This is a genomic window from Faecalibacter sp. (genome assembly GCF_057177045.1).
Genome location: NZ_CM169987.1, coordinates 120,114 through 145,354, shown reverse-complemented (window position 1 = coordinate 145,354; position 25,241 = coordinate 120,114). Strand labels below are relative to the sequence as shown.

At 33.9% G+C, this 25,241-nt stretch carries 27 protein-coding genes; 14 read left to right on the top strand and 13 right to left on the bottom strand.

From position 1 onward, the window contains the following. Positions 1-4: 4 nt before the first annotated feature. The 4 genes from AC1QSP_RS00650 to AC1QSP_RS00635 all read left to right on the top strand — a co-directional run bounded on the left by AC1QSP_RS00650 (position 5) and on the right by AC1QSP_RS00635 (position 2,493). On the top strand, positions 5-337 hold the full coding sequence (locus AC1QSP_RS00650; RefSeq protein WP_484079323.1) for a hypothetical protein: 333 nt from the start codon (positions 5-7) through the stop codon (positions 335-337). A gap of 36 nt (positions 338-373) precedes the next feature. Further along, on the top strand, positions 374-829 hold the full coding sequence (locus tag AC1QSP_RS00645) for a DUF4625 domain-containing protein (RefSeq protein WP_484079322.1): 456 nt from the start codon (positions 374-376) through the stop codon (positions 827-829). Positions 830-925: 96 nt separating this feature from the next. After that, a complete protein-coding gene (locus AC1QSP_RS00640) occupies positions 926-1,783 on the top strand; it encodes a BadF/BadG/BcrA/BcrD ATPase family protein (RefSeq protein ID WP_484079321.1) in 858 nt (285 codons plus the stop codon). Between the two features lie 2 nt (positions 1,784-1,785). Beyond that, positions 1,786-2,493: a formyltransferase family protein gene (locus AC1QSP_RS00635; protein ID WP_484079320.1), complete on the top strand. Its 708-nt coding sequence runs from the start codon at positions 1,786-1,788 to the stop codon at positions 2,491-2,493. 97 nt (positions 2,494-2,590) lie between these two features. On the opposite strand, the gene AC1QSP_RS00630 is transcribed toward AC1QSP_RS00635, so the two are convergent. The 4 genes from AC1QSP_RS00630 to AC1QSP_RS00615 form a co-directional block, all read right to left on the bottom strand. Then, positions 2,591-4,096, bottom strand: a complete 1,506-nt coding sequence (locus AC1QSP_RS00630) for an MFS transporter (protein WP_484080371.1) — start codon at positions 4,094-4,096, stop codon at positions 2,591-2,593. A gap of 477 nt (positions 4,097-4,573) precedes the next feature. After that, positions 4,574-6,139 (bottom strand): MFS transporter, encoded by a 1,566-nt coding sequence (locus tag AC1QSP_RS00625; protein WP_484079319.1) that lies wholly within the window; start codon positions 6,137-6,139, stop codon positions 4,574-4,576. 3 nt (positions 6,140-6,142) lie between these two features. Continuing rightward, positions 6,143-7,192 carry an HlyD family secretion protein gene (locus AC1QSP_RS00620; RefSeq protein WP_484079318.1) on the bottom strand — a complete coding sequence of 350 codons (1,050 nt, stop codon included), beginning with the start codon at positions 7,190-7,192 and terminating at the stop codon, positions 6,143-6,145. A gap of 4 nt (positions 7,193-7,196) precedes the next feature. Then, complete coding sequence (locus tag AC1QSP_RS00615) at positions 7,197-8,522, bottom strand: TolC family protein (RefSeq protein ID WP_484079317.1); 1,326 nt, start codon at positions 8,520-8,522, stop codon at positions 7,197-7,199. A gap of 146 nt (positions 8,523-8,668) precedes the next feature. Here AC1QSP_RS00615 and AC1QSP_RS00610 point away from each other — a divergent pair, with 146 nt between their 5' ends. The 9 genes from AC1QSP_RS00610 to AC1QSP_RS00570 all read left to right on the top strand — a co-directional run bounded on the left by AC1QSP_RS00610 (position 8,669) and on the right by AC1QSP_RS00570 (position 15,773). Further along, a complete protein-coding gene (locus tag AC1QSP_RS00610; RefSeq protein WP_484079316.1) occupies positions 8,669-9,472 on the top strand; it encodes an AraC family transcriptional regulator in 804 nt (267 codons plus the stop codon). Positions 9,473-9,520: 48 nt separating this feature from the next. Beyond that, on the top strand, positions 9,521-10,450 hold the full coding sequence (locus AC1QSP_RS00605) for an SRPBCC family protein (RefSeq protein WP_484079315.1): 930 nt from the start codon (positions 9,521-9,523) through the stop codon (positions 10,448-10,450). Further along, complete coding sequence (locus AC1QSP_RS00600; RefSeq protein WP_484079314.1) at positions 10,450-11,067, top strand: hypothetical protein; 618 nt, start codon at positions 10,450-10,452, stop codon at positions 11,065-11,067. Before AC1QSP_RS00605 ends, AC1QSP_RS00600 begins: the two co-directional genes overlap by 1 nt. A 93-nt stretch (positions 11,068-11,160) precedes the next feature. Further along, entirely contained in the window at positions 11,161-11,685 is a 525-nt protein-coding gene (locus tag AC1QSP_RS00595) for an NADPH-dependent FMN reductase (RefSeq protein ID WP_484079313.1), read from the top strand. 97 nt (positions 11,686-11,782) lie between these two features. Continuing rightward, on the top strand, positions 11,783-12,325 hold the full coding sequence (locus tag AC1QSP_RS00590; RefSeq protein WP_484079312.1) for an NADPH-dependent FMN reductase: 543 nt from the start codon (positions 11,783-11,785) through the stop codon (positions 12,323-12,325). Positions 12,326-12,723: 398 nt separating this feature from the next. Further along, the gene (locus AC1QSP_RS00585; protein ID WP_484079311.1) at positions 12,724-13,350 is read left to right on the top strand and encodes a peroxiredoxin; all 627 of its coding nucleotides are present in this window, start codon (positions 12,724-12,726) and stop codon (positions 13,348-13,350) included. A gap of 160 nt (positions 13,351-13,510) precedes the next feature. Next, positions 13,511-13,828: a thioredoxin family protein gene (locus AC1QSP_RS00580; RefSeq protein WP_484079310.1), complete on the top strand. Its 318-nt coding sequence runs from the start codon at positions 13,511-13,513 to the stop codon at positions 13,826-13,828. After that, a complete protein-coding gene (locus AC1QSP_RS00575; protein WP_484079309.1) occupies positions 13,809-14,057 on the top strand; it encodes a DUF6952 family protein in 249 nt (82 codons plus the stop codon). Before AC1QSP_RS00580 ends, AC1QSP_RS00575 begins: the two co-directional genes overlap by 20 nt. A gap of 315 nt (positions 14,058-14,372) precedes the next feature. After that, entirely contained in the window at positions 14,373-15,773 is a 1,401-nt protein-coding gene (locus tag AC1QSP_RS00570; protein ID WP_484079308.1) for a hypothetical protein, read from the top strand. 94 nt (positions 15,774-15,867) lie between these two features. On the opposite strand, the gene AC1QSP_RS00565 is transcribed toward AC1QSP_RS00570, so the two are convergent. From AC1QSP_RS00565 to amaB, 9 genes are all read right to left on the bottom strand, one after another. Then, a complete protein-coding gene (locus AC1QSP_RS00565) occupies positions 15,868-16,605 on the bottom strand; it encodes a hypothetical protein (RefSeq protein WP_484079307.1) in 738 nt (245 codons plus the stop codon). 326 nt (positions 16,606-16,931) lie between these two features. Next, a complete protein-coding gene (locus AC1QSP_RS00560) occupies positions 16,932-17,657 on the bottom strand; it encodes a GLPGLI family protein (protein WP_484079306.1) in 726 nt (241 codons plus the stop codon). A 63-nt stretch (positions 17,658-17,720) separates the two neighbouring features. Continuing rightward, entirely contained in the window at positions 17,721-18,458 is a 738-nt protein-coding gene (locus tag AC1QSP_RS00555) for a GLPGLI family protein (protein ID WP_484079305.1), read from the bottom strand. Positions 18,459-18,528: 70 nt separating this feature from the next. Continuing rightward, a complete protein-coding gene (locus AC1QSP_RS00550; protein WP_484079304.1) occupies positions 18,529-18,717 on the bottom strand; it encodes a hypothetical protein in 189 nt (62 codons plus the stop codon). Positions 18,718-18,720: 3 nt separating this feature from the next. Further along, positions 18,721-19,251, bottom strand: coding sequence for a GLPGLI family protein (locus AC1QSP_RS00545; protein WP_484079303.1), 531 nt, complete (start codon positions 19,249-19,251; stop codon positions 18,721-18,723). A 118-nt stretch (positions 19,252-19,369) separates the two neighbouring features. Continuing rightward, positions 19,370-20,119, bottom strand: coding sequence for a GLPGLI family protein (locus tag AC1QSP_RS00540; protein WP_484079302.1), 750 nt, complete (start codon positions 20,117-20,119; stop codon positions 19,370-19,372). A gap of 62 nt (positions 20,120-20,181) precedes the next feature. After that, complete coding sequence (locus AC1QSP_RS00535; RefSeq protein WP_484079301.1) at positions 20,182-20,964, bottom strand: HAD family hydrolase; 783 nt, start codon at positions 20,962-20,964, stop codon at positions 20,182-20,184. Between the two features lie 81 nt (positions 20,965-21,045). Next, positions 21,046-22,353, bottom strand: a complete 1,308-nt coding sequence (gene lat, locus AC1QSP_RS00530; protein ID WP_484079300.1) for an L-lysine 6-transaminase — start codon at positions 22,351-22,353, stop codon at positions 21,046-21,048. Positions 22,354-22,368: 15 nt separating this feature from the next. Continuing rightward, a complete protein-coding gene (amaB, locus tag AC1QSP_RS00525; RefSeq protein WP_484079299.1) occupies positions 22,369-23,898 on the bottom strand; it encodes an L-piperidine-6-carboxylate dehydrogenase in 1,530 nt (509 codons plus the stop codon). Positions 23,899-24,038: 140 nt separating this feature from the next. On the opposite strand from amaB, the gene AC1QSP_RS00520 reads away from it, so the two are divergent. Beyond that, complete coding sequence (locus AC1QSP_RS00520) at positions 24,039-25,205, top strand: acyl-CoA dehydrogenase family protein (RefSeq protein WP_484079298.1); 1,167 nt, start codon at positions 24,039-24,041, stop codon at positions 25,203-25,205. Positions 25,206-25,241: the final 36 nt, after the last annotated feature.

The following is a 25,241-nucleotide window of genomic DNA, read 5'->3' as shown; positions in this document are numbered from 1 at the left end:
TTCTATGAATCTATACATTAAACACAAAATCATCATTTTCTTTAGTAGCCTTATTTTAGCGCTACCTATTGCCAATGCGCTGCATTTTGTTTTAATTGATCATACCATAAATTTAGAAAATGAAAACGCAAAGAAAATAGTCCATCAATGTGATGATTATATTTTTCATTCGGTGTTTGATATTCATCATCCTTCGGTAGAAATTCAATCACCCCAATGGTTTTCCTTTTTTAAACAATACATTCCATATTATTCCAATCATTATCATGTTCAAGTTTTGCATGGGATTAATAATAGAGGTCCCCCGATGTTTGCTTTTGCCAAAGCACTATCTTAAACCATTCTATCATTAAACAAATAAAAAAACTTAACAATGAAAAAATTATTCAAAACAACATTATTCGCCGCTTCATCATTATTTTTATTAACTGCTTGTTCAGATGATGATGCCGTATTAGACACGACAAAACCAACAATTACATTAGCAAAACCTTCTGATCATCAAGCCTTCGAATTTGGAGATGTGATTGAATTACAAGCCATCTTAAATGATGATACGGAATTAGGATCATATAAGATTGATATTCATTCGGCAGGAGATGGACACCAACACCGTTCAGCCCAAGCCACAACAGCTGAAGGGTGGTCTTATAGTGACATAGCAGACATCTCAGGAAAAAAAGAACATCTATTAAATAAAAGTATTCCAATTCCAACGGGTGAATACGCAGAAGGACATTATCATTTAGGGCTTATCGTAGTCGATAAAGCGGGGAATGAATCACAAACATTTATCGAAATCGTTATAGGTGAAGATCACCACCATTAATCGATAAAAATATACACCAATGGCTCGGAAATTCCGAGCCATTTTTAGTTTAAAATCAAGAGAATTGTTACTTTAGCATTCATCAAATAAAATACAATGATAATTATCGCAGATAGTGGTTCTACTAAGACAGATTGGGTTGTTTTAGATGACACCATACAAGAAGTTTTTAGAACAAATTCGATCGGATTTAATCCCTATTTTGTTACAAGTGTAGATATAACAACAGAAATTGCTAAAAATGAAGAATTAGCAGCCATTGCAAGTGAAGTCAAAAAAGTGTTCTTTTATGGTGCTGGAACTTCAACGGATGCCAATCGTGAAATTGTTCGCATCGGACTAAATGGAATATTTACCAATGCTGAATTTGTTGTCGATCATGATTTACTTGCAGCATGTTATGCAACTTATATGGGTAAACCTGCTATGGTATGTATTTTAGGAACGGGGTCTAACTCTTGTTACTTTGATGGAAAAGAAATGAGAGAAGAAACAAAATCTTTAGCTTATATTTTAGGGGATGAAGGTTCAGGGAATGATTTAGGTAAACGATTGTTACGTGCATATTTTACCAAAAAACTACCTCCACATTTAGCCAAAGCTTTTGATGACTACTATAAATTAAGCATCGAAGAATTAAATAAGAATGTGTATCAAAATAAATTTGCAAACGCTTATTTGGCATCTTTTAACAAATTTGTGGTTGAACACAAAGACGATCCTTACATTCAAAAAATCATTTATGATGCCATGACGGGATTCATCGAGTATCAAATTTTACCTTATGAGGAAGCTCGCCATTCAGAATTAAATTTTATTGGTTCAATTGCACACATTTATGAGCCGATTATCCGTTCAGTGGCCGCTCAATATCACTTAACTGTGGGGCACATTATCCGCAAACCGATTGATAATTTAGTGGAATACCACAAAAACTATTTAATTACGGAGTAACTATGGACGGTGTACAACCACAAATTGCTGTAATTACTTACAACACACCCCATCGTAAAACACAAGATGTATTACATGGGTTAAAAGCCAAAGGCTATCAAAAGGTCAAAATTTACGCTTTACCTTTCGTTAAAAGAGAAAATCCATTTCAACCAATTTATCAACATCGCCCGAGCAAAGCCATCCCTGTGCCGATTGAAGTTTATGCGGATCATTTTGGTTATGCCTTCGATCGAACAACAGCTGACACATTGCATGAGCAACTGACCAAGGATAAAGCGGACTTTGTAATTATTGCGGGTGCTGGATTATTACCCGATGAATTGGTCATCAATCATAAAATCATCAATACTCATCCTGGTTTTTTACCAAAAACAAGAGGATTAGATTCTCTGAAATGGGCGATTACGAAAGGAGTTGAAATTGGAGTGACTACTCATTTTGTAGATACAGAAGCTGATGCTGGATTTTTAATCGAGCAACAAGTGGTTCCCATCTACAGCAACGATACATTTCATTCAGTAGCCCAACGCCAATATGAAATGGAAATTGAGATGTTGGTGAATTCAATTGAATTAATTCCTACGCTTACAGAATTTCCATCTTTAGCAACTACAGCATACGAAGCGACACGACGTATGCCAAAAAGTGTTGAAGTACATTTGATGGAAGCGTTTAAAACGTACAAAGAGCAATTCAAAATGGATTAACTCCATTGGTATTTAACATAATAAAAAAGCGATTCCCCTTAAGGAATCGCTTTTTACATTTAGAACGCTAAAGCTCTAATTTATAAATGGAAAGGATCTAAAAGTTAACATTCTTTTTTTTGACAAAAATTCGTTTAATCGGATGATAAATTAAAATGAAAACTACGGTCAATAATCCAAAAACAAACAATGTTCTAAAAATCTCCATATTCGAGATTAATAACGATTGATTAAATAGATTAGCTTTTAAAACACGAGTCGTTAAATCAACCGACTCATTGTAAAGATGAGTGGAGTCATGCTTCTGGAAAATATTATCCCACTGATCTTGAAAATATGTTTTAGTACGATCTAAATTCTCCGTCATATAAAATTGATGCTTCGTTGTTAAATACAAAATCAAATTTTGCATTAACGAAAATCCAATCGTAGAAGTCCAATAACGTGCACCTACGGCAGCTTGCATAGTATTCATCGAATAATTGGCATGGACTGAGCCTACCATATATTGTAATAAAGGTGAAAACAGTAACCCCTGCCCTAGTCCTTCCACAATAAGTGGAGGTATCACTTCTGCTGGTTTCGCATCAGGTACTAACAAATAACTAAACCACAACATACTGATGGAAAGGCAAAGAAATCCTAAAACAAAAACGGTTTTATAATTTACATTTTTTACAATCATCACATAAGATACAAATGCACCGAAAATGATTCCATAACAGTTGTAATATTGAATATCTAATACATATTCCCAATGCCACTTCCAAACTACATTCATCACTTGATAAATATTACTCATTGTAGACTTGAACATATAAAATACAAAGAAGAATAACACTCCTAAGATTACTCGTTCAGAACGTAAAATACTGAAATGGAAAATTGGTTTTTTTGAAGTCAATTGTTGCAATACAAAAATCCCTGTAAAAACACAGAATCCCGTAAAGGCTGCAATAATATAAGGCGATTCGAACCAATAATAACGTTTACCGTAAATCAAAACATAAGCTCCCGAAATTAATGAAAACATCAGTAATATATATCCCGGGAGATTAAGTTGATACAATGGTTTCTTTGGGTACAGACGACCATGGCTAAACAAGAAAACATATATCGATAGAGCAATGATGTGAAAGAACACCACTGTATAAATCATGTAATTATAATTGTAATTTTCTATGGCGAATTTTACAATGGACGTTGCAAATGTAGCACCCGTCATAATAAAGCAGTACAAGAATGAGTTTCCTAATAATCGGCTGTGTGGATTGTTAAGACGAGACATGATTAAGGGAACTGTAATACAACTTTCCAAATAACCAGAGGTTCCTTGAATGGCTCTTAAAATATACACTAACTCTTTGTTTGAAGTCACTGACAATAATAACAACACGACAATGTTGATAATGGTCATGATCAACAAATACGAACGAATATTAAAAAAATGGAATAAACGTTCGTTGACACATAATCCACAAACAATGGTTGCGTACGCTAGGGTAAAAATAAATTGCAGATCATCAACATCAACATCCAAAAAAGAGGCGGTAAATGTACTGTTCATATTAAAGAACGGAATAATCATAGCATAGGGGATCATTGTAATGATTAATAGTGGTATAATCAATTTTTCTGGAACCCACTTTCGGAAAATCGAGTGGTTATTATGCATCTCTTTGCTTACGTATTTTTCGTCTTAATATTCTAGTAAAATCTGAAATCAAAAAAAGGATATGGTATTGATAAGATTCCTAAAGAATGACAATACACGATATCCAAATTTAACAACAACTCTTTGGTACTTTACACGTATCATTGTGTTAAAAGAGTGAGCAAACTTACATTCAAGTCACGCAAATTGATTTTTTATTTATGATTTTTATTTTGTTCATTTACGCCAATTTTTAACACCTAGTGGGGCTGAATTCTAGGAGCCATTTTAGCTTATTTTTCCATCGAATCGTCTAAAAATCGATCTTACAAATATTTTTAATCCTTCACCCATTTAAAAACGGATATATTTCCTAATATGAGCGAAAAAAAAGGAGAATCTTTTTCATGATTCTCCTAAAAACTACTAATTTAAAAATCTTAATTTACTTCTTATGGAAGGATAAATTAAAACCACTAGTGCTAATATTAGCGCTAGCACAAATAAAGATCTAAATATTTCGATGTTTGAAACTAACAGAGCTTGCTGATAGAGTTTGGATTTTAAAGTCCCAACTGCTAACTGCATACTGTCATTCGTTAAATGGGACACATCAAATTTATGGTATAATTCATCCCATTCCTTCTGGAAAATGGGATGGGTTAAATCCAGATTTTTGGTCATCAAAAATTGATGCTTGGTGGTTAAACGCAAAATTACATTTTGCATAATGGAAAATCCAATTGTATTGGTCCAAAAACGGATGGCTGTTCCGCCTTGAGAAGCACTTCCTGATATGGATGGATGAACCGATCCTGTAATAAAGAAAACCAAAGGACAAAATAAAAGTCCTTGTCCAAGACCTTGCATGATTAATCCATATACCACGACTTCTACTCGTGTGTCGGGTAAAAATATATGACTAAAATAAAGCATGGTTGCCGACAAAAGCGCAAAACCTATAAAAAAGATAATTTTATAATTGACTTTATTTTTCATCAAAAGATATGCGCTAAAAACTCCAATGAAAGAACCTGCAACGTTAAAATATTGGATTTTTAGCACATATTCCCATGGCCATTTCCATACCTGGCTCATGACTTGGTAAATATTACTCATACTTGATCTTAAAATATAGAAAAAGAAAAAAAGTATGATTCCTGCCACCACGCGTTTTGATTTAAATATCTCGAAATGAAATAATGGTCTTTTGGATGTGATTTCTCTCCATAAAAACAAAGCACCTGCAACCAAGCTTAAGGTAAAGGCCAATGTAATTTTTGGGGATTCAAACCAATAAAATTGTTTTCCATAAATCAAGAAATAAGCTCCTGATACCAAACAAATTACCATTAAAAATATCCCGCCTAAATTCAGCTGATATAATGGCTTTCTGGGAAATAATCGGTTCTGATTGAAGATAAAGATGAAAATCAATAACGTCACAATATGATAAGCGATAATTGCATAATAAATCATATGATGCGTATAGTTTTCAATCGCAAACTTTACCAAAGTTGTTCCGAATTTATCTCCTGTCAGCATAAATGCATATAAAAACGAAAACGAAATTAAACGAGCGTTTTCCCCCTTTATCAAAGCCATAATAACTGGAAGAAGAATACATCCTTCAAACAACACAAGGGGTCCTTGAATAATTCGCAAAACAATTAATAATTGAATGTTGGTCGTTAAACTCATGATATATAGAATCACAATGTTTAACATCGTCATCGTCAATGCAAAAGAACGGACATTAAAAAATTGAAAAAATCTTACATGAAAAAACAATCCACAGACAATTGTTGCATAAGCAATTGAAAACAGAAATTGGATATCATCTACTTCTACGTCTAAAAATGATGCTGTAAACGTACTATTCATACTGAATAGACTTAAAAGCAAAATATGTGGGAGTAATGCCACTAATAACAGAGGCAAAAGCAATTTCTCTGGTAACCAAGATTTAAATACGGATTGTGGTTTTTGCATTGATTATTTTAATTTTTCTGTCGTTACCAAAACATTCATCCCTGAACGCAATTTATCGTTATGTTTTGTATTTTTAATTAATATTTTAATCGGGAAACGTTGTTCAATTTTAACGAAGTTTCCTGTTGCATTATCCGGTTTAATCAAAGAGAACTCCGATCCAGATGCTGGCGATAGTGATTCGATATAACCTTCAAATTCAATATCAGGATACGCATCTGCTGTAAAGTGAACAGGTTGTGAAATATCAATTTGTCCAATTTGGGTTTCTTTAAAGTTGGCAATGATCCATTTCTCTTTCGATACGACCTGTACTAATGCTTGACCTTCTTTAATTAATTGTCCTTCTTGAATATTTTTAACCCCTACCCATCCATCATAAGGCGCAATCACATAAGTATACGATAATTTTAATTTCGCATTACTTAATTCGGCTTTACGGTGTGAGATTTGTGTCTTCGCTGGTGCTACTTTGGTTTTCTCTTCCGAAGTACTGACATTAATTAAATGAATTTGTTGTTCTAGTGCTAATAAATTTGCTTTCGCTTGTTTGTATTTCGCTTCAACTTCTTCAAATTGTTGTACGGTTGCGGCATCTTGTTGAACTAAATTTTTGAAACGAACATAATCTTTCTCAGTTCGCCAAACTTCAATCTTTGCGGCTTCGATGTTGGCATGAATCACATTCGCGTTGGTTGCTTTTGTGTTTACAGCGCTTTCATACGTCGCTACCGATTCTGCTGTACTTTCTAAATTTGCTGCGGCTATATTTACTTCGTTGATGTATTCTCTATTATCAATTACGACCAATGTATCCCCTTTATGTACATATTGATTTTCTTCGAAATTAATTTTATCGATAAAACCAGGAACACGACTCGAAACTGGAGTAATATATTGTCTTACCTGAGCATCATTCGTATTAACGTGTGTACTCGAAAAGAAATAAAACCAAATCATTGCTCCAGCTCCTATGATAATAAAAACCCAAGCAATTATCGACAATGTACGATTTAATCTTTTTTCTCCTTTTGTCAAATGTTTTGCTGCCATAGAGTTATAAGTTTCCTAAAATGTATTGTAATTGATAGTATTTTAATTGTTTATTAATTTGTAATGAAATCATTTGCGATTCCGCTTCCAGATAAGCATTATCCGCATCGATTAACTCTGTAATCAAACTCAATTGATTCGCATATTTAAGTTTTACGATACGGTAGTTTTCTTTGGCTTGCTCCATAGCTTCTTTCGCAATTTCTATTTTTTCAATGGCCTCTTGATAAAGACGAGTCGCACGATACACATCATTTCTGATCTGCTCTTCTTTTTCCTCCACTTCTAATTTGGCAATATTAATTTTTTCCGAAGCAATTGCCATTTTCTCACGGTTTTTGTAAAAATTAAACAACGGAACTTTTACACTAAAACCAACGGCACCGAAGCGATACAAATGGGCCACCGGAGGAAAGAACATAAAGTTGGGATAGTTGTACCCGTATTCTCCACCACCTGTAATTATTGGTAACTGATTAGCACGAACAATTTTTTTCTCGATATTTTTAATATGGATGTCTTTTTTCGCAATCTCTAACGCTTCATTTTTTTCATAAGCTTCTTCTACCAATTGCTCCTCGAATCCTAAAAGTTCAGTGTCCGAAATTAATCCTTGTGTGGTCACATGAAATTCTTCATGCTCAGGGAAAGAAATTAACGTTTTAATTTGGTGTTCTACAATTGCGATTTGATTATCCAATTCGGTATACGCCATCTTGTGATTAGACAATTGAAGTTTAGCTCTCAAAACCTCATTATTCGTTACCACCCCATTTTTTCTTAAGGCATCAATGTGATGAATATTCACCGAATCTTCGTGCATTTTTTCACGCAATAATTCTTGTTGATCTTCAATGTGACGTACTTGTAAATAACCCGTCACGATTTGCAAACGCAAATCTTTTCCTGTTTTCTTTGTTTTTAATTCAGAAATCTCTGTTTCAATTTCTGCTTTTAATTCATCGTTTTTAAGGCGTCCTCCCAAATAAATTGGAATTTCGGCTGATAATGTAAAATTGTATTGTTCCCTCGGAACTTCATATTTCGTTGCTGGGTTGAAGAAACCGTTCTCAAATTGTCGAATATTACCTAATACTTTAAAACCTGTTTTAAAGTCGATATCAGGTAATTTTTCCATTTTAAGGTCTTTTTCTTTTGTATGAGCAATTGTTTCGTTGATAGAACTGATCTGAATGATTTTATTATTATTCATCCCAATTTCTATCGCCTCATCGAGTGAGAATATACCATTCTTGGATTGCGCAAAACTTACTACTGAAAAGAAAAGTGCACAAAACAGCACGTGATATCTAAAAAAGTTAAATACCATATAAGTGATTTGTATAAAAAATTATATTTGGAAATTGTTATGCAAAATTACATCAGGGACGCTGTCATTAGTTGACAATAAAAGAAAACAATTTGTTTATTTACGCCATTTTTTAGAAATTTGCCTCTCCGTTTTAATCGTGATGTATGAGTATATTTGAACCTAAATTTGAAGAGATAAATGAACAAAATGTTGATTTTTATATCAACCATTTTAGAATAGAAAAAATCGAATCACTTGAACATCAACATAACAAAGCACAGTTGCTATATGCAGAGGGTGGAATCGTCCATATTTTCACCAATGAAAAACATTGGTACTTACCCGCACGTTGCTTTATGATTATCCCTGCCAATGTCCAACATTCTTTACTAAGTTTTAGCACTAATATTCAGTTATATAACTTTTATTTCGATGTCAAAGAGGAAGACGATGATTTTTATCGCAAAAAAAACATCTACTTCGCGAATGATCTCCTGCGAGAAATGATCATATTTACGAAACAATGGAATGGAAAACTAGAACCGAACACCACTGCTTATGATTTTTTAAAAGCGGTTAAATCTATTTTACCGGAAATCAACAAGAAAGAAATCCCATTCCCAATTCAACATCCTTTTCCAAGAGATGAAAAATTAATCGAAATTGCCTTATTTCTTACCCGTAATATCGAAAAGAATTATACCCTCGAAGAAATCGCCCACGAATTTGGAATGAGTTCCCGTACCTTATCCCGAAAATTTAAAAATGATTTAGGAATGAATTATATTCGATTTTTACGTTCATTACGAATTACCAAATCGTTGGAATTAATTGCGGAAAATAAATACAACATGTATGAAATCGCTATGTTAGTCGGTTATAACAGCTTATCTACATTCAGTAATATTTTCTTTAAAGTGCTAAATATGCGTCCTACGGAATACCAACAAAAGATTAAAAATAAGTAAGTAATTTATTTTGTGTAGATTTATGCTTATTCTATTAACACTTAAGGTATGAATCTTTTTAAATCTTACCCCCACCACTCCATACCAATTGCGATTGGTTTTATCCTATTAACGATTGGTGTTAAATATTTCGAATCGTATGGGATTGCTCTATTTTTATTCTTGCCCATTTTTATAGGATTAATCTCTTCCTTACTTTATAAGAAAAATCGCCCTGAACACTATAGTTTTAAAAAATCTATCGTTTTATCTTTTATCAACATCTGCATCCTATCCTTAAGCATTTTAATGGTGGGAATTGAAGGGTTAATATGCCTATTTATGGCAAGTCCAATTCTCTTTTTATTTGGAGCAATTGGCGCTGGCATCGCTTATCTTTATACAGACAAAGGCATTCGAAACACCAATGCGATTATCTTTCTTTTCTCTACATTTATTTTAGGATTTTCTTTTGCGGAAAAAGATAAAGCCCCTTCTGTATCTGAAGTCCGAACAGCAATTATTATTGACGCTCCGATTGAAAAAGTATGGGAAAATGTGGTGACATTTCCACCATTAGACGAACCCACTGAAATTTTATTTAAGGCAGGAATTGCTTATCCCATCAAGGCCACTATTGAGGGAAAAGGGGTTGGAGCCATTCGATATTGTCATTTCACAACCGGAAGTTTTGTTGAACCCATCACCACTTGGAATGCTCCCACCCATTTAGCATTTGATGTTTTACAACAACCTGCTCCTATGAAAGAAATTTCGTATTGGAATTTTGATGCCGCTCATTTGCACGACTATTTTGTTTCGAAAAATGGAGAATTTAGGTTAAATAAAATCGACGAACAAACAACAGCATTAATTGGAACCACTTGGTACACGCATAAAATTTATCCCGAACTCTATTGGCGCATTTGGAGCAATGAAATTATTCATCAAATCCATCATCGCGTGTTAAATCATATTAAAAAAGAAGCTGAAAAATAATGCCTCACGAATTTTGCATTTATACTCCTAAAGAAAAATCAAATCTAACGGATATCAATTTAAAACCATTGGCCTTTTTAGGGTTTGTTTTCTGTTTGTTTATATTGAATGAGTTAATTGACTTACCACAAGAAGAAAAATTTAGAACCCTACTTTTAAATGGTCTGTGGATTACTTTTGCACTTGTCGGATTATACTATTACAGTTTAATGCGAAAGGATGGTGACTTAAGTTCAGATGAATTAAATAAGAAACTTATCTTTCAGCACGAGAATATTCTCATTGATCATCAAACCATTGATTTAAAGGATATTCAAAAGATAACACTTCAAGCTTTTGATACCAAAAGAAATCAACGTCAATTCATTATGCGACAAAATAGAAGTAGCTATTCTTTAGGAATAAGTAACTTTTTGGAAATAAAACTTAATTCAGGTCAAAATATCAATGTGCAATTTCAGATAACGACCGAAAAAGAATTATTGAAAGCAAAAGATGAATTGATCCACTATTATCAAGAGGGAAAAATTTCGTTGCTGAATGTAACCGAAGCTTTACATATTACCTCTTACGAGGATATCCAACAATTCATAGAAGATTACCCTACAAAATACTAAGCATCCATTGTATTTCAACATCTTAAACAATACTAAAATAGCGTTAAGTCAAAAAATGTAAATGATAATTTTCGTAAATTGTAAAGAAAACCTATGCGTACCATTGCCTTTGCCGGAAGTAACAGTTCTACTTCTATCAACCAACAACTTGTCACTTATGCTGCTTCGCTATACGGAAATGTAGAAGTATTGGACTTGAATGATTTTAATATTCCAATTTATGATATCGACACCGAGAAAAAAGAAGGTTTCCCAAAGGATGTCCATCGCTTTTTTGAACAATTGAAAAATGCCGATGTAATCTTGATATCATTTTCAGAACACAATGCTTGCTTTACTGCAGTTTTTAAAAGTTATATGGACTGGTGTTCGCGCATCGAATATCAATTTTTTAAGGATAAGAAAATTTTTGCTTTAAGCACATCACCCGGTGGATATGGGGGAAGAAACGCGCTAGAAGCTGGAGTAAAATTAGTCACAAAATTTGGAGGAATTGTATTAGAAGAATTCGCCTTACCGAAATTCAATGAAAATTTTGCGGATGGAAAAATTATGGATCCTACCCTCGATCTTGCGCTAAAAGAAAAAATAAAATCCTTTAAAAATAAAATTCAATAAATTGTTCAAATCCGGAAAATCCTAACATAAATCAAGAGAGGAAAGTAAATTTGTATTCTATATTTGCGGTATAAAACTGAATTAAATACAAATCAATATGAAAATTTTAGCTTTCGCTGGTTCAAATAGCACAACATCTATTAACAAAGAATTAGTAAACTATGCAGCAGCACAATTAACGGCACATGAAGTAAAAATCGTCGATTTAAATGATTACGAAATGCCAATTTACTCACCAGAGCGCCAAGCAGCAGGATTTCCTCAACAAGCTGTAGATTTCCACCAAGCAATTAAAGATGCAGATGGTTTAATTATTTCTTTAGCGGAGCATAACGGGAACTTTTCTGTTGCTTTAAAAAATATTTTAGATTGGGTTTCTCGTATCGAAATGCCCTACTTAAAAGATAAAAAAATCTTATTGTTAGCGACTTCTCCAGGAGGATACGGTGGAGGAAATGTATTAGAAGTTGGATTAAAAACATTTGTACACTTCGCAAGCGGTGAAGTGGTAGCCTCTTCTACTTTCCCATCTTTCTATGATAATTTCAAAAAAGGAACAATCGTAAATGAAGAATTAAAAGCATCAATCGACGAAAAAATTAAAGCATTCGAAGCTGCTTTAGTTGCAGTTGAAGCATAAAATAAATCCATAGTTTAAAAAAGGCCATCATCTTTGATGGCTTTTTTCTTTTATATAAAGTTGTATTATACATCAATTCGTATGATATCAAGGTTTTGCTAATGAATATCATTTGAAAACTAAAAGGATTTTTATATCTTAGTCCAAGATAAGTAAAGATTTTAAAATTTATTCTGTTGTACAAAAAAAGATTCAAACACGTTAAACTACTAATTTTCAATACCTATAGATAAATTAAATGTATACTTATAAAAAATATTTATACTTTAATCTAAAATTGAAATTGAAATTAGTTTGAACGCGTGATAAACAGGTCTACATTTGCATCAGAAAAAGTAACAAAACACAAGCTTTACTTTTAAAAAAGAATATTTAATAAATATAAAAACATTAGAATTATGTCATTAGTAGGAAAAAAAGCGCCTTTATTCACAGCGCCAGCAGTAATTGATGGAGATGAAATTGTTGAAAACTTTTCAATGCCAATCGGAGAGAAAAACATTGTTTTATTTTTCTACCCAAAAGATTTTACTTTCGTATGTCCAACAGAATTACACGCATTCCAAGCTAAATTAGCTGAATTCGAAAAAAGAGATGCTGTTGTAATCGCTGCTTCTTGTGATTCAGAAGAAACACACTTAGCATGGTTAAACACTGCAAAAGATAACGGAGGTATCGAAGGTGTAACTTACCCAATCGTTGCTGACTTAGCAAAAACTATTGCAATGGACTATGGAGTTTTAGCGGGTGAGTACGTTTACAACGAAGAAAACGATTCATTAAAATTCGAAGGTGCTCCAGTAGCTTACCGTGGTACATTCATCATCGATAAAAATGGTGTTGTTCGTCACGAAACAATCAACGACTTACCATTAGGACGTAACATCGACGAGTACGTACGTTTATTAGACGCAATTTTACACGTTGAGAAATACGGAGAAGTTTGTCCAGCAAACTGGGAAGAAGGAAAAGATGCAATGTCTGCAACAAAAGACGGTGTAGCTTCTTACTTAGCTTCTCACTAAAATAAGTTGGACATCTAAGGATATCCAAAATTCACGAAGAGGCTGTCTAAATTCATTGACAGGAGATTTTTAACGAATTCATTTTCAATCGAAAATCACTAAGTTCAAACCTTAGACAGCCTTTTTTATACCCAATTTTTAACATTTAAAAACGAACAAAATGTTTGCAGAATTAGAACAAGATAACTTAGCACAAGTAGTTGCTGAAAATAATATCGTTATTGTACAATATGGTGCTGGATGGTGCGGAAACTGCCGTTTAGTAAAACCTAAATTCAAAAAATTAGCAGCTGAATACGAAGGACAAGCTGAATTCTTATACGTTGATGCTGAAAAATTAGTAGAATCAAGAAAATTAGCAGAAGTTCCTAACTTACCAACTTTTGCTGTTTTCAAAGGAGGAGTTAATGTAGGACAAGTGACTGCATCTAAAATTGATGCTGTAAAAGAATTGATCAATGAAGCTGCCGGTATTTAAAAATTTAGCAAAAACTGTTTCTGTAGAAGCTATGGAAACGGCTTTAGAGGTTCTAGAAGCTTATGCTGATTCTCCAGCAGTAAAAGAACCAGAACAAGAAGTCATCGGAGAAATGATTTCTAACATTTGTGGAGCTATGGAAATGAAACAAATGATGGACGAAGGCATGGACGAGCGTACTGCTGCTAACACATTTATGCAGCGTGTCATGGGTTCAATCGATAAATAGTCTTTTCGAATTAACTAAGCATAACTTCAAAAGTCAACTGAGCAATTGGTTGACTTTTTTTATGGTCTTATTTGTATATTTTTTACATTAAAATCAATACAGATAAAATAGCATTTCCATCCATTTTTATCTGACTTCTTACAGGTAACTTAAGTAAAAATAATCTGAATTATAACGCAAATTTAAATGCTAATCCATCTAAAAATCAATAAGTGTTATTATTGAAATTCAATAATTTACACAAAGAATTTAAACATCAAAAAATCAAATTATTGCGTAATTTTACATTTCCAATTTAAAATTTTTTGGATTTCAATGAAAATAATTCATCCAACGCTTCAACCTATTCTACTCCTATCTTTTTTTTCTGCGGGTCCAAATTTAATGGCTCAAGACAACGATACCATCAAAATTTCGAAAACTGAACTTCGTCAATTGATTCAAGAAGAAGTGCAAAAAGAATTAAAACGCTTACAACTGGAAACATCCCGAGACAGTTTATACCTTACACAAAAAAGTGAAGCCCCAGAAAAACCGAAAGCGGAAGCACCAAAATTAATCGGTGATCGTTTTAAATTCAGTGGAACAGCTTTATTGCGTGTTGGCGAATGGGATTTTGATCAGAATGAAATTAATCCTTCGTCCGGTGATGTGAAAAGTACCCACAAACGATTTTGGACGCGTACCAATTTTTATTTGAATATGGATGCCCATTTGATCGATGGCTTGGATTTTCATGCCCGAATTCGAACAGGTCAAAAGCAATATTCGTTTGTCACATTTGGTGAAAATGTGGATGAGCGCTTCAACATTATCCTGGATCAAATTTGGTTGAACTATAAGTTAGGGAAGTATGAATTTCGTGCAGGTCGACAAGATGCGGGACGCATTTGGACCAATCAGAAAGGCGCACAATTTGATATACCCATGCACGATGGGATTACCATTGTAGCCGATTATCAATTGGGGAAAGTGAACCTTTCACCCCGCATTGCTTATTTTATTGAAAATTATCAAAATAATGCACCTTATCGCCAACAAGGAAAAGTATTTGGTGCATCAATACGCGCTAATCAAACGACTGATCAACTGAGTTGGAAAGCCGAAACAGGTTTAATTAAAGCTGAAAAACTTCCGACACGATATGTGAACGATTTGGCCCAACGTGGGAACGAAATCAAATACCACGATGGGGATTTAGCACCGGATTATGCCATTTGGACCAATCAAGTTTCATTGACCATTCCGCAATGGAGAAACTTAAACTTTACGGTAGATTATTACCATAATTTTAAACATTATAGCCAAAATCCAACCTCATCCTTGATCTATGATGGACAAGGCCATAATTCTTTTAGTCATCCCAACGAATTTGATGTACAATCTTCACCTGATTTTAAAAATCAAAATACCGGATTTATTGCCAGTATTTCGACAGGAAATCTGAATGTTCCCAAAAACATTTGGGCCTCAGTGTCTTATTTGTACATGGAAAAATATGCGGCCATGGATTATTTTGCCCAATACGATAATGCCCGATGGGCTTCTACCAATATACAGGGACCCGAATTTAGTGCAGGATATCGTTTCAATAAATACCTGCAAATGCGTGGACGATTTTTCATCACCAAAGACATTAAAGGGTATTATGGGACCAACACGCACTATACACGATCAGCCGATCGATTCCGATTGGATTTTAACGTGAGTTTTTAACTCTCCATCACTTTACAGCAAGGATATTTAGAACAACTACAACAGAAAAAAGGATAAAGTAGGCAAGTAGAAGCCCATTTTATCCTTTTTTTATTTAAACCAATGTAATCAAATGATAACGGTACAAATGATAAGGCACTGCAAAAACAGAACTTTGGTTCACGACATTTAGGCTGATCACCGGAAAGGTTAAACAGGATTCCGGAACTTCAGCAGTGGGAAAAGAAAGACTTGTAGAGGCTAACTGTTCAACCCCATCCTCCAGGGACAAAAATTCAGTGGTTAAACCTTTTAATTCCATCTCTAAATCCGTGTTTAGCGTAAGCCAAGCCATATTGACTTCGAGGTATCCTTTGGGGTATTTCGCTTGACAAGCTTTTATTAAAAAAGCATCCAAATGCAACGTATGCGTTTCCCGGTTCAAAACACAATCTTGCCCTTTTAAAACGGAATGTTTGTTCAGGGAAATGTGTTGGAGATAATGCAGGGCAATTCCCTCTTTAAAAGCCGTGTACAACTTTCGATCGGGCGTATTTTTCTGAATCTTGCAAAACATTCCGACCAATTGATTATGAAAAGTACCGTCTTTGTGCTTGGCCAGCAAAGGGGTTAATACTTCCTTGAATTGTTTGACAAAAGCCGCCACTTCCCCAAAATTTTTCTGCACGGCTTTAGTGTGAGGATGTTCATTGGATTTCCCATTGACAAAACCACCCGATTTTCTTTTTACAAATGATTTCCCATTTCTGGTGAAGAATACAAGGTCTCCGATTTTACCTCTCAAATTAAATAGATTATTCGATTGAGCCATATCATCAACTGTTTTAACCATTCATTTTCAGTAGATTAAATATAAAAATATTTTGCTAATTTTATCTGCCGATGACCTGCACTTGTGTGCTTCTTTTTATTCTCATCTTCCCTATTCTACTACTTCTATGCCACCTCTATGCCGCCTTTATGCTACCTCTATGCCGCATTTGATTCGCCTTTAAACTCCCTTAACCCTGCCTCAACAATAAGGTTTGTGTTGGCTATCTTCGGTCATTCTTCGGTCATCCTCCCTACGTCCTTTCTGCTCTCATTGCCTCAACATCTTGCGGTAAGAATCATTACGGCAATTTCGACTCTTGCCTTTTACCGAATAGCTCTTTATAATTAATCGATTTTCGTCTCCATTTTTTGATGCTCCATTTCCTCAACTCTCTTATTATGCGCATCAACAATGGCGTTAAATTCCTGCTGAGAAATGATTTTACCTTTGGTCGGTTTCGCTACTTTCAAACCAGGTACGATTGAAATTTTATCCGCACTAAATGTTCGTTTATGCTTTCCTTTATTATAATTAAAATACTGTGTAAACTTAACAATCAATCCTGGTAATTCGCCGTATCCGTTTGGTCCAAATTTTAGTGGCAAGGAAGGAACAAACCAAGCTTCATATTCTAAATCATCATTCTTATAAGTTGCTTTTCTAGTCTCATAACCTAAATGCTTACCTCGTTCACGTTCGATCTTCCAATCCACTACATTAACTGAATCTTTGATGATGTATTTTCCGAAATAATCTACCTCATCTAATCGTTCTCTCGTTTGAAGATTAAAATAACTCTTCCCAATTGGTCCTGAAATAGCAGGTTTATCCTTTTCTTGCGCATTATCGACACGAGGAACATCCACAAACACTGCTTCGTGGTTATCGATGGATAAGGTATAGTAAAAAATCTTTTCGTTTGAATTCTGGTACAAATTCAGCGTATGTGCATCGGTTACATTAGAGGTATCAAATGTATTACGGTAGCTGTATTCTACAACTATTTTATCTTGTGCTAAAATCTGTATTTGTATCAATAGAAATACAAACCATGCTATATATTTATTCATTCTTAGTGATTTAATTATTTTAATTAAAACGAAAAAGTCCAACATTTCGTATTGCACTTTACCTTAATCTATTTTTGTCTCTACTTTATTCATATACATTTCTTCAAACTTTCGGGTTTCTTCTTTTATCATTTCAGTAAATTCTGCTTCCGAAATAACTTTTCCCTTTGTTGGTCGTGTAATCTTCGCTTTCGGATCTATTTTTATATCAGTGGCATTGTATATACGTTTATTCTCTCCTCCTCTTTCATCCGTTTCTACAATTTCTAATTTTAAAATTAAACCAGGTAAACCTGCATACTCTACTGGTCCATTTTTAAGGGCTAATTTAGGCGCAAACCAAGCCGTATATACTAAATTATCTTTGTCGGTATAAGTTGCCTTTTTTATATCATAACCTAAATAAGTTGATTTATCTTTTTGAATTTTCCAAGGCTGAACTTTAAGTGTATCTTTAATGATTAACTTAGTACCATTATAGTCCATAAAAGTTAACGATATATTTTCTTTAAAACTTTTGTAGAAATCTTCTCCTGGTCCACCAAAAGAAATCATCATTCCTTTCTTTGATTGCGAATTATCAATTCGATCAATCTTTTTAAATTGTGATTCTTCTTCTGAGGTTATTAATTCGTAATATGTTTTATTCTCATTACTATTTTTATAGATTTCGAGCATTTTTGGATTGGTTTCCTTTGATAAATCAAAGACATTGTAAAATTCATATTCTACCACCACTTTTTCTTGGGCACTAGAAAATAATGATGTTGCAAGTAATACAACAGCTAAAAGTTTTTTCATCATCATTATTGTATAATTAAAATAAATACTAGCAAATCTTAGTCGATTTTACGATTTACTCGATTTTTTATTAGTTTTTACTGATTCCTTCATCTTCAGATAATCGACGCTCGTAATCCTTTTCGATCGCTTTAAATTCTTGTGCTGATATTTCTTTTGCTTTGAATAAGGAATTTAAATTTTGATCATCTTTAAACTCAATGGATGTTGCATTCAGCGTAAAACGAGGTTCATCTTCCTCTTTATACGTAGAAACCACTTTTTAAACTAAACCAGGCAAATTCGTATAAGTAGATGGCCCAAATTTTGAGGGTAAGGCTGGAGCATACCATACTTCTGTCTTCATTGCTTCAGAATTGATTATTGCTTTTTTGACTTCATACCCTAACATCATCCCTTTTTCTCGTGTTAATTCATAATGATGTGCCACAATAGTATCCGTTACGATGTATTTTTTATGATTAACCTCCCACTCTCTTTTCGAAAGATTTTGATTAAAATCTAATAATAAATTTCGTGCGAAAATTCCACTCGCATATACCACTTTCAAACCCTGAGAATTGTCAATGCGATCAATTTTTGAATAAAAACTTTGTTGATCTTTTACCTTTAATTCGTAAAAAGTAGGACGAGCAAGCGCTTGTTTTAATTGTGCATCAATTTGTGCACCTCCAGCACCTTCTGATTTTGGAAAGGTTGGAATTGAAACTTGTTCGTATTGAATTGTGATTCCGCTTTGGGCGAATGCAAATTGAAAGAGCAGTAAGAATGTAAAAGTTATATTTATTTTCATCTATCCTATGTTATATTATCTAATATACATTATATCATTTCGAACAATGGAATAATTATATAATATTTAGAATACATTTAACTAAAAAGACCAATCTGTTACGATTGGTCTTTTTAATTTATTTTATATCTACTCCAACACTAAAAGATTCTAACATCTTTTTACGAGAATCATCTTGTAATTGTTTAAATTCTTCAGGCGTAATTTCCTTCCCTTTTAACGATTTTTGTTTGGGTAGTTTCTTCGGATTTAAAGTGATTTTTTCTGCATTAACCGTCAAAATTGTTCCTAATTTACTACCCGTTTCACTGACAGTTTTTAAGATAACTCCTGGTAAACCATTAATTTGACCTGGACCAGCATCAATTTTTAATTCAGGTGCATACCAAGCGGCAATTTTTTTCCCATCAATTTCAGCTACAGCTTTAATAGTCTTATATCCCAAAATCGTTTCTTCAATATCCGTAATTTTCCATTGGTAATTTTTAAACGGTGATTTTAATATATAATTTACTTTATCAAGAACCACTTCTTGATTAAACATTTTAGAAAGTGGATCACTTACTAATGTCTTAAATTCTCCTCCAACACTGATCGAAAATGTTGTGGTTGCAGCGTCTTGGTTGTTGTTGACTAATTCTAATTTTGAGTAAGATGTACTTCCTTGATTATAAATCAACTCGTATTTTTGATCTGGACCTCCACTAATACTTATAAATCCTTTAGAATCACCACTTCTCTCTCTTTCGAATTCTTTCACCTTCTCAGGATCCATTTCATTTTTTTGACGGTACTCAATAATAAAACGATCTTGTCCAAAAAGTGAAGCGGAAACAAGCAATAGTGTTGTCAATAATAAATTCTTCATATTAATATGTGTAATAATTTTTTATGAAGATAATATTATTATTTAATTCTACAAATATAGAACTAAATTAATTTATAATATTTTAACGCCTTCCAAATCCCATCATCATCTGCCGAAGTTGTCACATAATCTGCGATTTCTTTTACGTCATCTTTGGCATTTCCCATGGCCACTCCAATTGTACATCCTTGCAACATTGGAACATCGTTTCCACCATCGCCAAAAGCCATGGTTTTGGATAAATCCAAATGGTATCGTTGGGCCATACGTTGGATACCTTTCATTTTATTGATTCCTTTTGGATTTACATCGGCGAAATAGGGCATCCAACGAGAGGATTCACTGTTTTTAAAAACTTCTTGCATCAATAATTTTTCTTGTTCTTCATTGACAAAAATATTCATCTGCATCACTTGATTGACTGTCACCGTTTCAAAATCGATCAATTCTGGTACATTCATTCCAAAATATTCAAAAGCTTTTTCTACATATTCGTTGATGCGATTGATGGCAAAGCCTTTTTCTGTCATAAAAGAAAAAGCAAATGGATGCACTTGATCATACGCCAAGAGTGCATTTACATCCTCTTCTGCAATATACGTTGTATGAAAAGGAATCATTTTAGCATCTGAACACATTCCACCATTATTATTGATAAAACCATCGAACTCAAATTCTCTAAGCTCGTGGGGCATATCCAACAAATTACGGCCGGTAGCGATGTAAATTTTGAAATTATTTTGTTTTAATACTCTTAAAGCTTCTTTAGTGGAATCACTTATCGTATGATTTTCGAACCCTTGTAATGTTCCGTCAAAATCAAAAAAAATACTTTCAATAGGCATAAAAAAATCGTGAGGTATAGTTCTACCTCACGAAGTAATGAATTAATAAATTATAATTAAAAGAAATGAAATAATTTAAAGTTAAATTAATGCTTTCTTTACGACTTCTAACGCTTGATTTACTTCAGAAAAAGAAACATTAAGGTGAGGACGGAAACGTACAGAAGTTTCTCCACACGGTAAGAGAATTAACTTTTGTTCGAAGCACTTCGTAATGAAATCTGTACGAGATTGGTCGTTATCAAAATCAAAAGCGATAAACAAACCTTTGCCTCTGATATTTTTTATTTTGTTGGTGTGTTTTTCAATGTCATTTAATCGATCTAGGATGTACGCTCCTTTTTCAGCGGCATTTTCTACTAATTTTTCTTGTTCAATAACCTCTAAAATTAGTTTGAAACGCAGCATATCGATGTAATTTCCACCAAATGTAGAGTTGATACGACTAGATTCTTTAAAAACATTGTTCGGCACGATGTCTAACTTTTCTTTGTTCGCTAAAATTCCACATACTTGTGTTTTCTTCCCGAAAGAAATAATATCTGGAATCACATCATAATGTTGAAAAGCCCACATTTTTCCTGTCATTCCCATACCTGTTTGCACCTCATCAAAAATTAATAAGATTTCTTCTTGATCACAAATGTCACGTAACATTTGTAAAAATTCAGGACGGAAATAATTATCACCACCTTCTCCTTGTATCGTTTCGATGATAATACAAGCGACTTTATTTTGGCGTTCCGTTAAAGCAGCTTTGATTTGATCAATAGCAATTTGTTCTGTTTGTTTTGTTTGCGCGATGTTTTCGTCTGTTTCTGGGAAATTGATCTTTGGGTTCTCGATACGAGGCCAATCAAATTTTGGAAAGTATTCGTATTTACGTGGATCCTTTGTATTGGTTAAAGATAATGTATATCCTGAACGTCCGTGAAATGCTTGTTTAAAGTGAATAACATCACTTGCTTCAGTATCAATCCCTTTTGATAAATTTAATTTAGTTTTCCAGTCAAAAGCTGCTTTCAATGCATTTTCTACCGCTAAGGCGCCTCCTGAAATGAAGAAACAATATTGTAATTCCTTCGGCATTGCCACGCGTGAAAAGGTTTCTACAAACTCGGCATAATCTTTTGTATAGATATCGGACATGGCCGGTTTATTGATGGCATTTTTGCCTAAAAATTCCAAATGCTTTACAATATGAGGGTGATTGTATCCAATTGCTGTAGAGGCAAACATTGAGAACATATCCAAATATTCATCCCCTTTATCATCAACAAGGTACGATCCATGTGATTTTTCAATATCCATAACAATAGGATAACCATCGGCAAGGATATGTTGACCTAATCTTTCGTGAACTGTCATAGTCGTTGTGGTTGTATTCATTGTGTGTTAATTATTTTAGAAGTTAAATTGAATGCCTTGTGCCAAAGGTAATTCTGTCGAATAGTTAATGGTATTGGTTTGACGACGCATGTATATTTTCCAAGCATCAGATCCGGATTCGCGACCTCCACCCGTTTCTTTTTCTCCACCGAAAGCTCCACCGATTTCTGCTCCAGAAGTACCGATATTAACATTAGCAATACCACAATCTGATCCTTGGTGAGATAAGAATAATTCGGCTTCACGTAAATTTGTGGTCATGATGGCTGAAGAAAGTCCTTGTTTTACGCCATTTTGAATTTCAATAGCATTTAAGACATCACCTGAATATTTAATTAAATATAATATTGGAGCGAACGTTTCCGTTTGTACAATTTCTAAATCATTGGTAACCTCTGCAATCACCGGTTTTACATAGCATCCACTTGCATATTCTTCGGTTTCTAAAACACCACCTTCCACAATGATATTGCCCCCTTGATCTTTAATTTTTTCTAAAGCCATCAAATAATTTCTTACGGCATCTTGATCGATTAGTGGTCCGATATGATTTGAGGCGTCTAATGGATTTCCAATTTTTAATTGTCCATACGCATTTACTAAACCTTCTTTCACTTGATCATAAACTGATTCGTGAACAATTAATCGACGAGTTGTTGTACAACGTTGACCAGCAGTACCGACAGCTCCAAAAACAGCACCTGTTAAAGTAATTTTCAAATCGGCATCTGGTGTAACAATAATGGCGTTGTTTCCTCCTAATTCTAATAAAGTTTTTCCTAATCGACGTGCTACAACTTCGTTGACTTCACGTCCCATTCGCGTAGAACCTGTCGCAGAAATTAATGGAACTCTTTCGTCTTCTGCTAACCATTCCCCTACTTCTCTTCCGCCTGATACTACATTTGAAATTCCTTCCGGTAAATTATTTGCTTTTAAAACTTCTGCTAAAATATTTTGACAAGCAATAGCACATAAAGGTGTTTTTTCACTTGGTTTCCACACCATTACATCTCCACATACCAATGCTAAGCAAGTATTCCATGACCAAACGGCTACGGGGAAATTAAACGCAGTAATTACACCTACAATTCCAAGTGGATGATATTGTTCGTACATGCGGTGTGAAGGACGCTCTGAATGAATGGTTAAACCATATAATTGACGTGATAATCCTACAGCAAAATCACAGATATCGATCATTTCTTGTACTTCACCATATCCTTCCTGTAAGGATTTTCCCATCTCGTAAGAAACTAATTTTCCTAAGTCTTCTTTATATTGACGTAATTTCTCTCCCAATTGTCTTACAATTTCTCCACGTTTAGGAGCTGGAATTAAACGCCATTCTTTAAATGCTTGTTCAGCTTTTGTAATTACTTTTTCATACTCTTCACGAGTTGTAGAAGAAACTTCCCCGATTACTTTTCCATCGACTGGCGAATATGAAGTGATATATTCCCCGTTTCCAAACCATTCTTGGCCTGTTGATGATCCTAAATTTTTATCTAATAATCCAAGGGTCTTTTTCTCGTTTACTAACATATTTTCAATTAATTTGTGGTTTGAAATGTTCGACAATTTAATTAAAAGTTAGAAAAAATAAAATATTTTATAAATTTTATTCAGAATACTTTTAGTTTTTCTGAATATTATTTAGTTTTATACAAATATCACTGCATAAAATGAATAACACAACTGATTACTTTAAAATAGACGATCTATTATCTGAAGAGCATTTAATCATTCGTCAATCGGTACGCGATTTTGTAGACAAAGAAATTAAGCCTATTATCGATGAGTGTGCGCACGAACATAAAGATGTTCCCGATTTAATGAAAAAACTAGGTGCGATTGGCGCACTTGGACCATATATCCCAGAAGAATATGGAGGAGCAGGCCTTGATCAAATGTCTTATGGTATCATCATGCAAGAATTGGAACGAGGAGATTCTGCAGTTCGTTCTGCTGCTTCGGTACAATCTTCTTTAGTGATGTATCCTATTTTCACATATGGATCAGAAGAACAAAAGCAAAAATTTTTACCTCTATTAGCTTCTGGAGAATTTATTGGTTCTTTTGGATTAACTGAGCCGAATCATGGTTCAAACCCAGGGGGAATGGAAACACGATTAACTAAGGATGGTGAGCATTACCGTTTAAATGGTGCTAAAATGTGGATTACCAATGCTCCTGTATGTGACATTGCTGTTGTATGGGCAAAAGATGATGAAGGAAAAATTCGTGGAGTAATTGTAGAACGTGCAATGGAGGGATTATCTACTCCAGAAACAATGAATAAATGGTCGTTGCGTGCCTCTAAAACAGGAGAATTAGTCTTTGATAATATTTTAATCAAAGAAGAAAATATTTTACCAGGTGTACAGAGTTTACGTGGCCCATTATCATGTTTAAATTCTGCTCGATACGGAATATCATGGGGTGTAGTTGGAGCAGCCATTGATTGTTATGAAACGACTTTAAAATACAGTTTAGAGCGTACACAATTTGGTAAACCAATTGCATCTTATCAATTACAGCAAAAAAAATTAGCCGAATTTATAACGGAAATTACAAAAGCACAATTGATGGTTTGGCGTTTAGGAATGCTTAAAAATGAAAACAAAGCTACACCCGAACAAATATCGATGGCGAAACGTAATAATGTCCGAATGGCCATTGATATTGCACGAGAATCGCGTCAAATTATTGGTGCAATGGGTATTATTGGAGATTTCCCAAACATGCGACATGCTGCTAATTTAGAGTCAGTCATTACTTATGAAGGGACACATGATGTGCATCTGCTAATCACTGGAGCTGACATCACGGGCATCAATGCATTTGTTTAGTAGAATTTAATTTGATAAAATCCGCATAAAGTTATA

What these genes read in the sequence shown, in the direction of transcription:
- AC1QSP_RS00650 (WP_484079323.1), top strand. Translation starts at nt 5, where the DNA reads ATGAATCTATACATTAAACACAAAATCATCATTTTCTTTAGTAGCCTT.
- AC1QSP_RS00645 (WP_484079322.1), top strand. Translation starts at nt 374, where the DNA reads ATGAAAAAATTATTCAAAACAACATTATTCGCCGCTTCATCATTATTT.
- AC1QSP_RS00640 (WP_484079321.1), top strand. Translation starts at nt 926, where the DNA reads ATGATAATTATCGCAGATAGTGGTTCTACTAAGACAGATTGGGTTGTT.
- AC1QSP_RS00635 (WP_484079320.1), top strand. Translation starts at nt 1,786, where the DNA reads ATGGACGGTGTACAACCACAAATTGCTGTAATTACTTACAACACACCC.
- AC1QSP_RS00630 (WP_484080371.1), bottom strand. Translation starts at nt 4,096, where the DNA reads ATGATCCCCTATGCTATGATTATTCCGTTCTTTAATATGAACAGTACA.
- AC1QSP_RS00625 (WP_484079319.1), bottom strand. Translation starts at nt 6,139, where the DNA reads ATGCAAAAACCACAATCCGTATTTAAATCTTGGTTACCAGAGAAATTG.
- AC1QSP_RS00620 (WP_484079318.1), bottom strand. Translation starts at nt 7,192, where the DNA reads ATGGCAGCAAAACATTTGACAAAAGGAGAAAAAAGATTAAATCGTACA.
- AC1QSP_RS00615 (WP_484079317.1), bottom strand. Translation starts at nt 8,522, where the DNA reads ATGGTATTTAACTTTTTTAGATATCACGTGCTGTTTTGTGCACTTTTC.
- AC1QSP_RS00610 (WP_484079316.1), top strand. Translation starts at nt 8,669, where the DNA reads ATGAGTATATTTGAACCTAAATTTGAAGAGATAAATGAACAAAATGTT.
- AC1QSP_RS00605 (WP_484079315.1), top strand. Translation starts at nt 9,521, where the DNA reads ATGAATCTTTTTAAATCTTACCCCCACCACTCCATACCAATTGCGATT.
- AC1QSP_RS00600 (WP_484079314.1), top strand. Translation starts at nt 10,450, where the DNA reads ATGCCTCACGAATTTTGCATTTATACTCCTAAAGAAAAATCAAATCTA.
- AC1QSP_RS00595 (WP_484079313.1), top strand. Translation starts at nt 11,161, where the DNA reads ATGCGTACCATTGCCTTTGCCGGAAGTAACAGTTCTACTTCTATCAAC.
- AC1QSP_RS00590 (WP_484079312.1), top strand. Translation starts at nt 11,783, where the DNA reads ATGAAAATTTTAGCTTTCGCTGGTTCAAATAGCACAACATCTATTAAC.
- AC1QSP_RS00585 (WP_484079311.1), top strand. Translation starts at nt 12,724, where the DNA reads ATGTCATTAGTAGGAAAAAAAGCGCCTTTATTCACAGCGCCAGCAGTA.
- AC1QSP_RS00580 (WP_484079310.1), top strand. Translation starts at nt 13,511, where the DNA reads ATGTTTGCAGAATTAGAACAAGATAACTTAGCACAAGTAGTTGCTGAA.
- AC1QSP_RS00575 (WP_484079309.1), top strand. Translation starts at nt 13,809, where the DNA reads ATGAAGCTGCCGGTATTTAAAAATTTAGCAAAAACTGTTTCTGTAGAA.
- AC1QSP_RS00570 (WP_484079308.1), top strand. Translation starts at nt 14,373, where the DNA reads ATGAAAATAATTCATCCAACGCTTCAACCTATTCTACTCCTATCTTTT.
- AC1QSP_RS00565 (WP_484079307.1), bottom strand. Translation starts at nt 16,605, where the DNA reads ATGGTTAAAACAGTTGATGATATGGCTCAATCGAATAATCTATTTAAT.
- AC1QSP_RS00560 (WP_484079306.1), bottom strand. Translation starts at nt 17,657, where the DNA reads ATGAATAAATATATAGCATGGTTTGTATTTCTATTGATACAAATACAG.
- AC1QSP_RS00555 (WP_484079305.1), bottom strand. Translation starts at nt 18,458, where the DNA reads ATGAAAAAACTTTTAGCTGTTGTATTACTTGCAACATCATTATTTTCT.
- AC1QSP_RS00545 (WP_484079303.1), bottom strand. Translation starts at nt 19,251, where the DNA reads ATGAAAATAAATATAACTTTTACATTCTTACTGCTCTTTCAATTTGCA.
- AC1QSP_RS00540 (WP_484079302.1), bottom strand. Translation starts at nt 20,119, where the DNA reads ATGAAGAATTTATTATTGACAACACTATTGCTTGTTTCCGCTTCACTT.
- AC1QSP_RS00535 (WP_484079301.1), bottom strand. Translation starts at nt 20,964, where the DNA reads ATGCCTATTGAAAGTATTTTTTTTGATTTTGACGGAACATTACAAGGG.
- lat (WP_484079300.1), bottom strand. Translation starts at nt 22,353, where the DNA reads ATGAATACAACCACAACGACTATGACAGTTCACGAAAGATTAGGTCAA.
- amaB (WP_484079299.1), bottom strand. Translation starts at nt 23,898, where the DNA reads ATGTTAGTAAACGAGAAAAAGACCCTTGGATTATTAGATAAAAATTTA.
- AC1QSP_RS00520 (WP_484079298.1), top strand. Translation starts at nt 24,039, where the DNA reads ATGAATAACACAACTGATTACTTTAAAATAGACGATCTATTATCTGAA.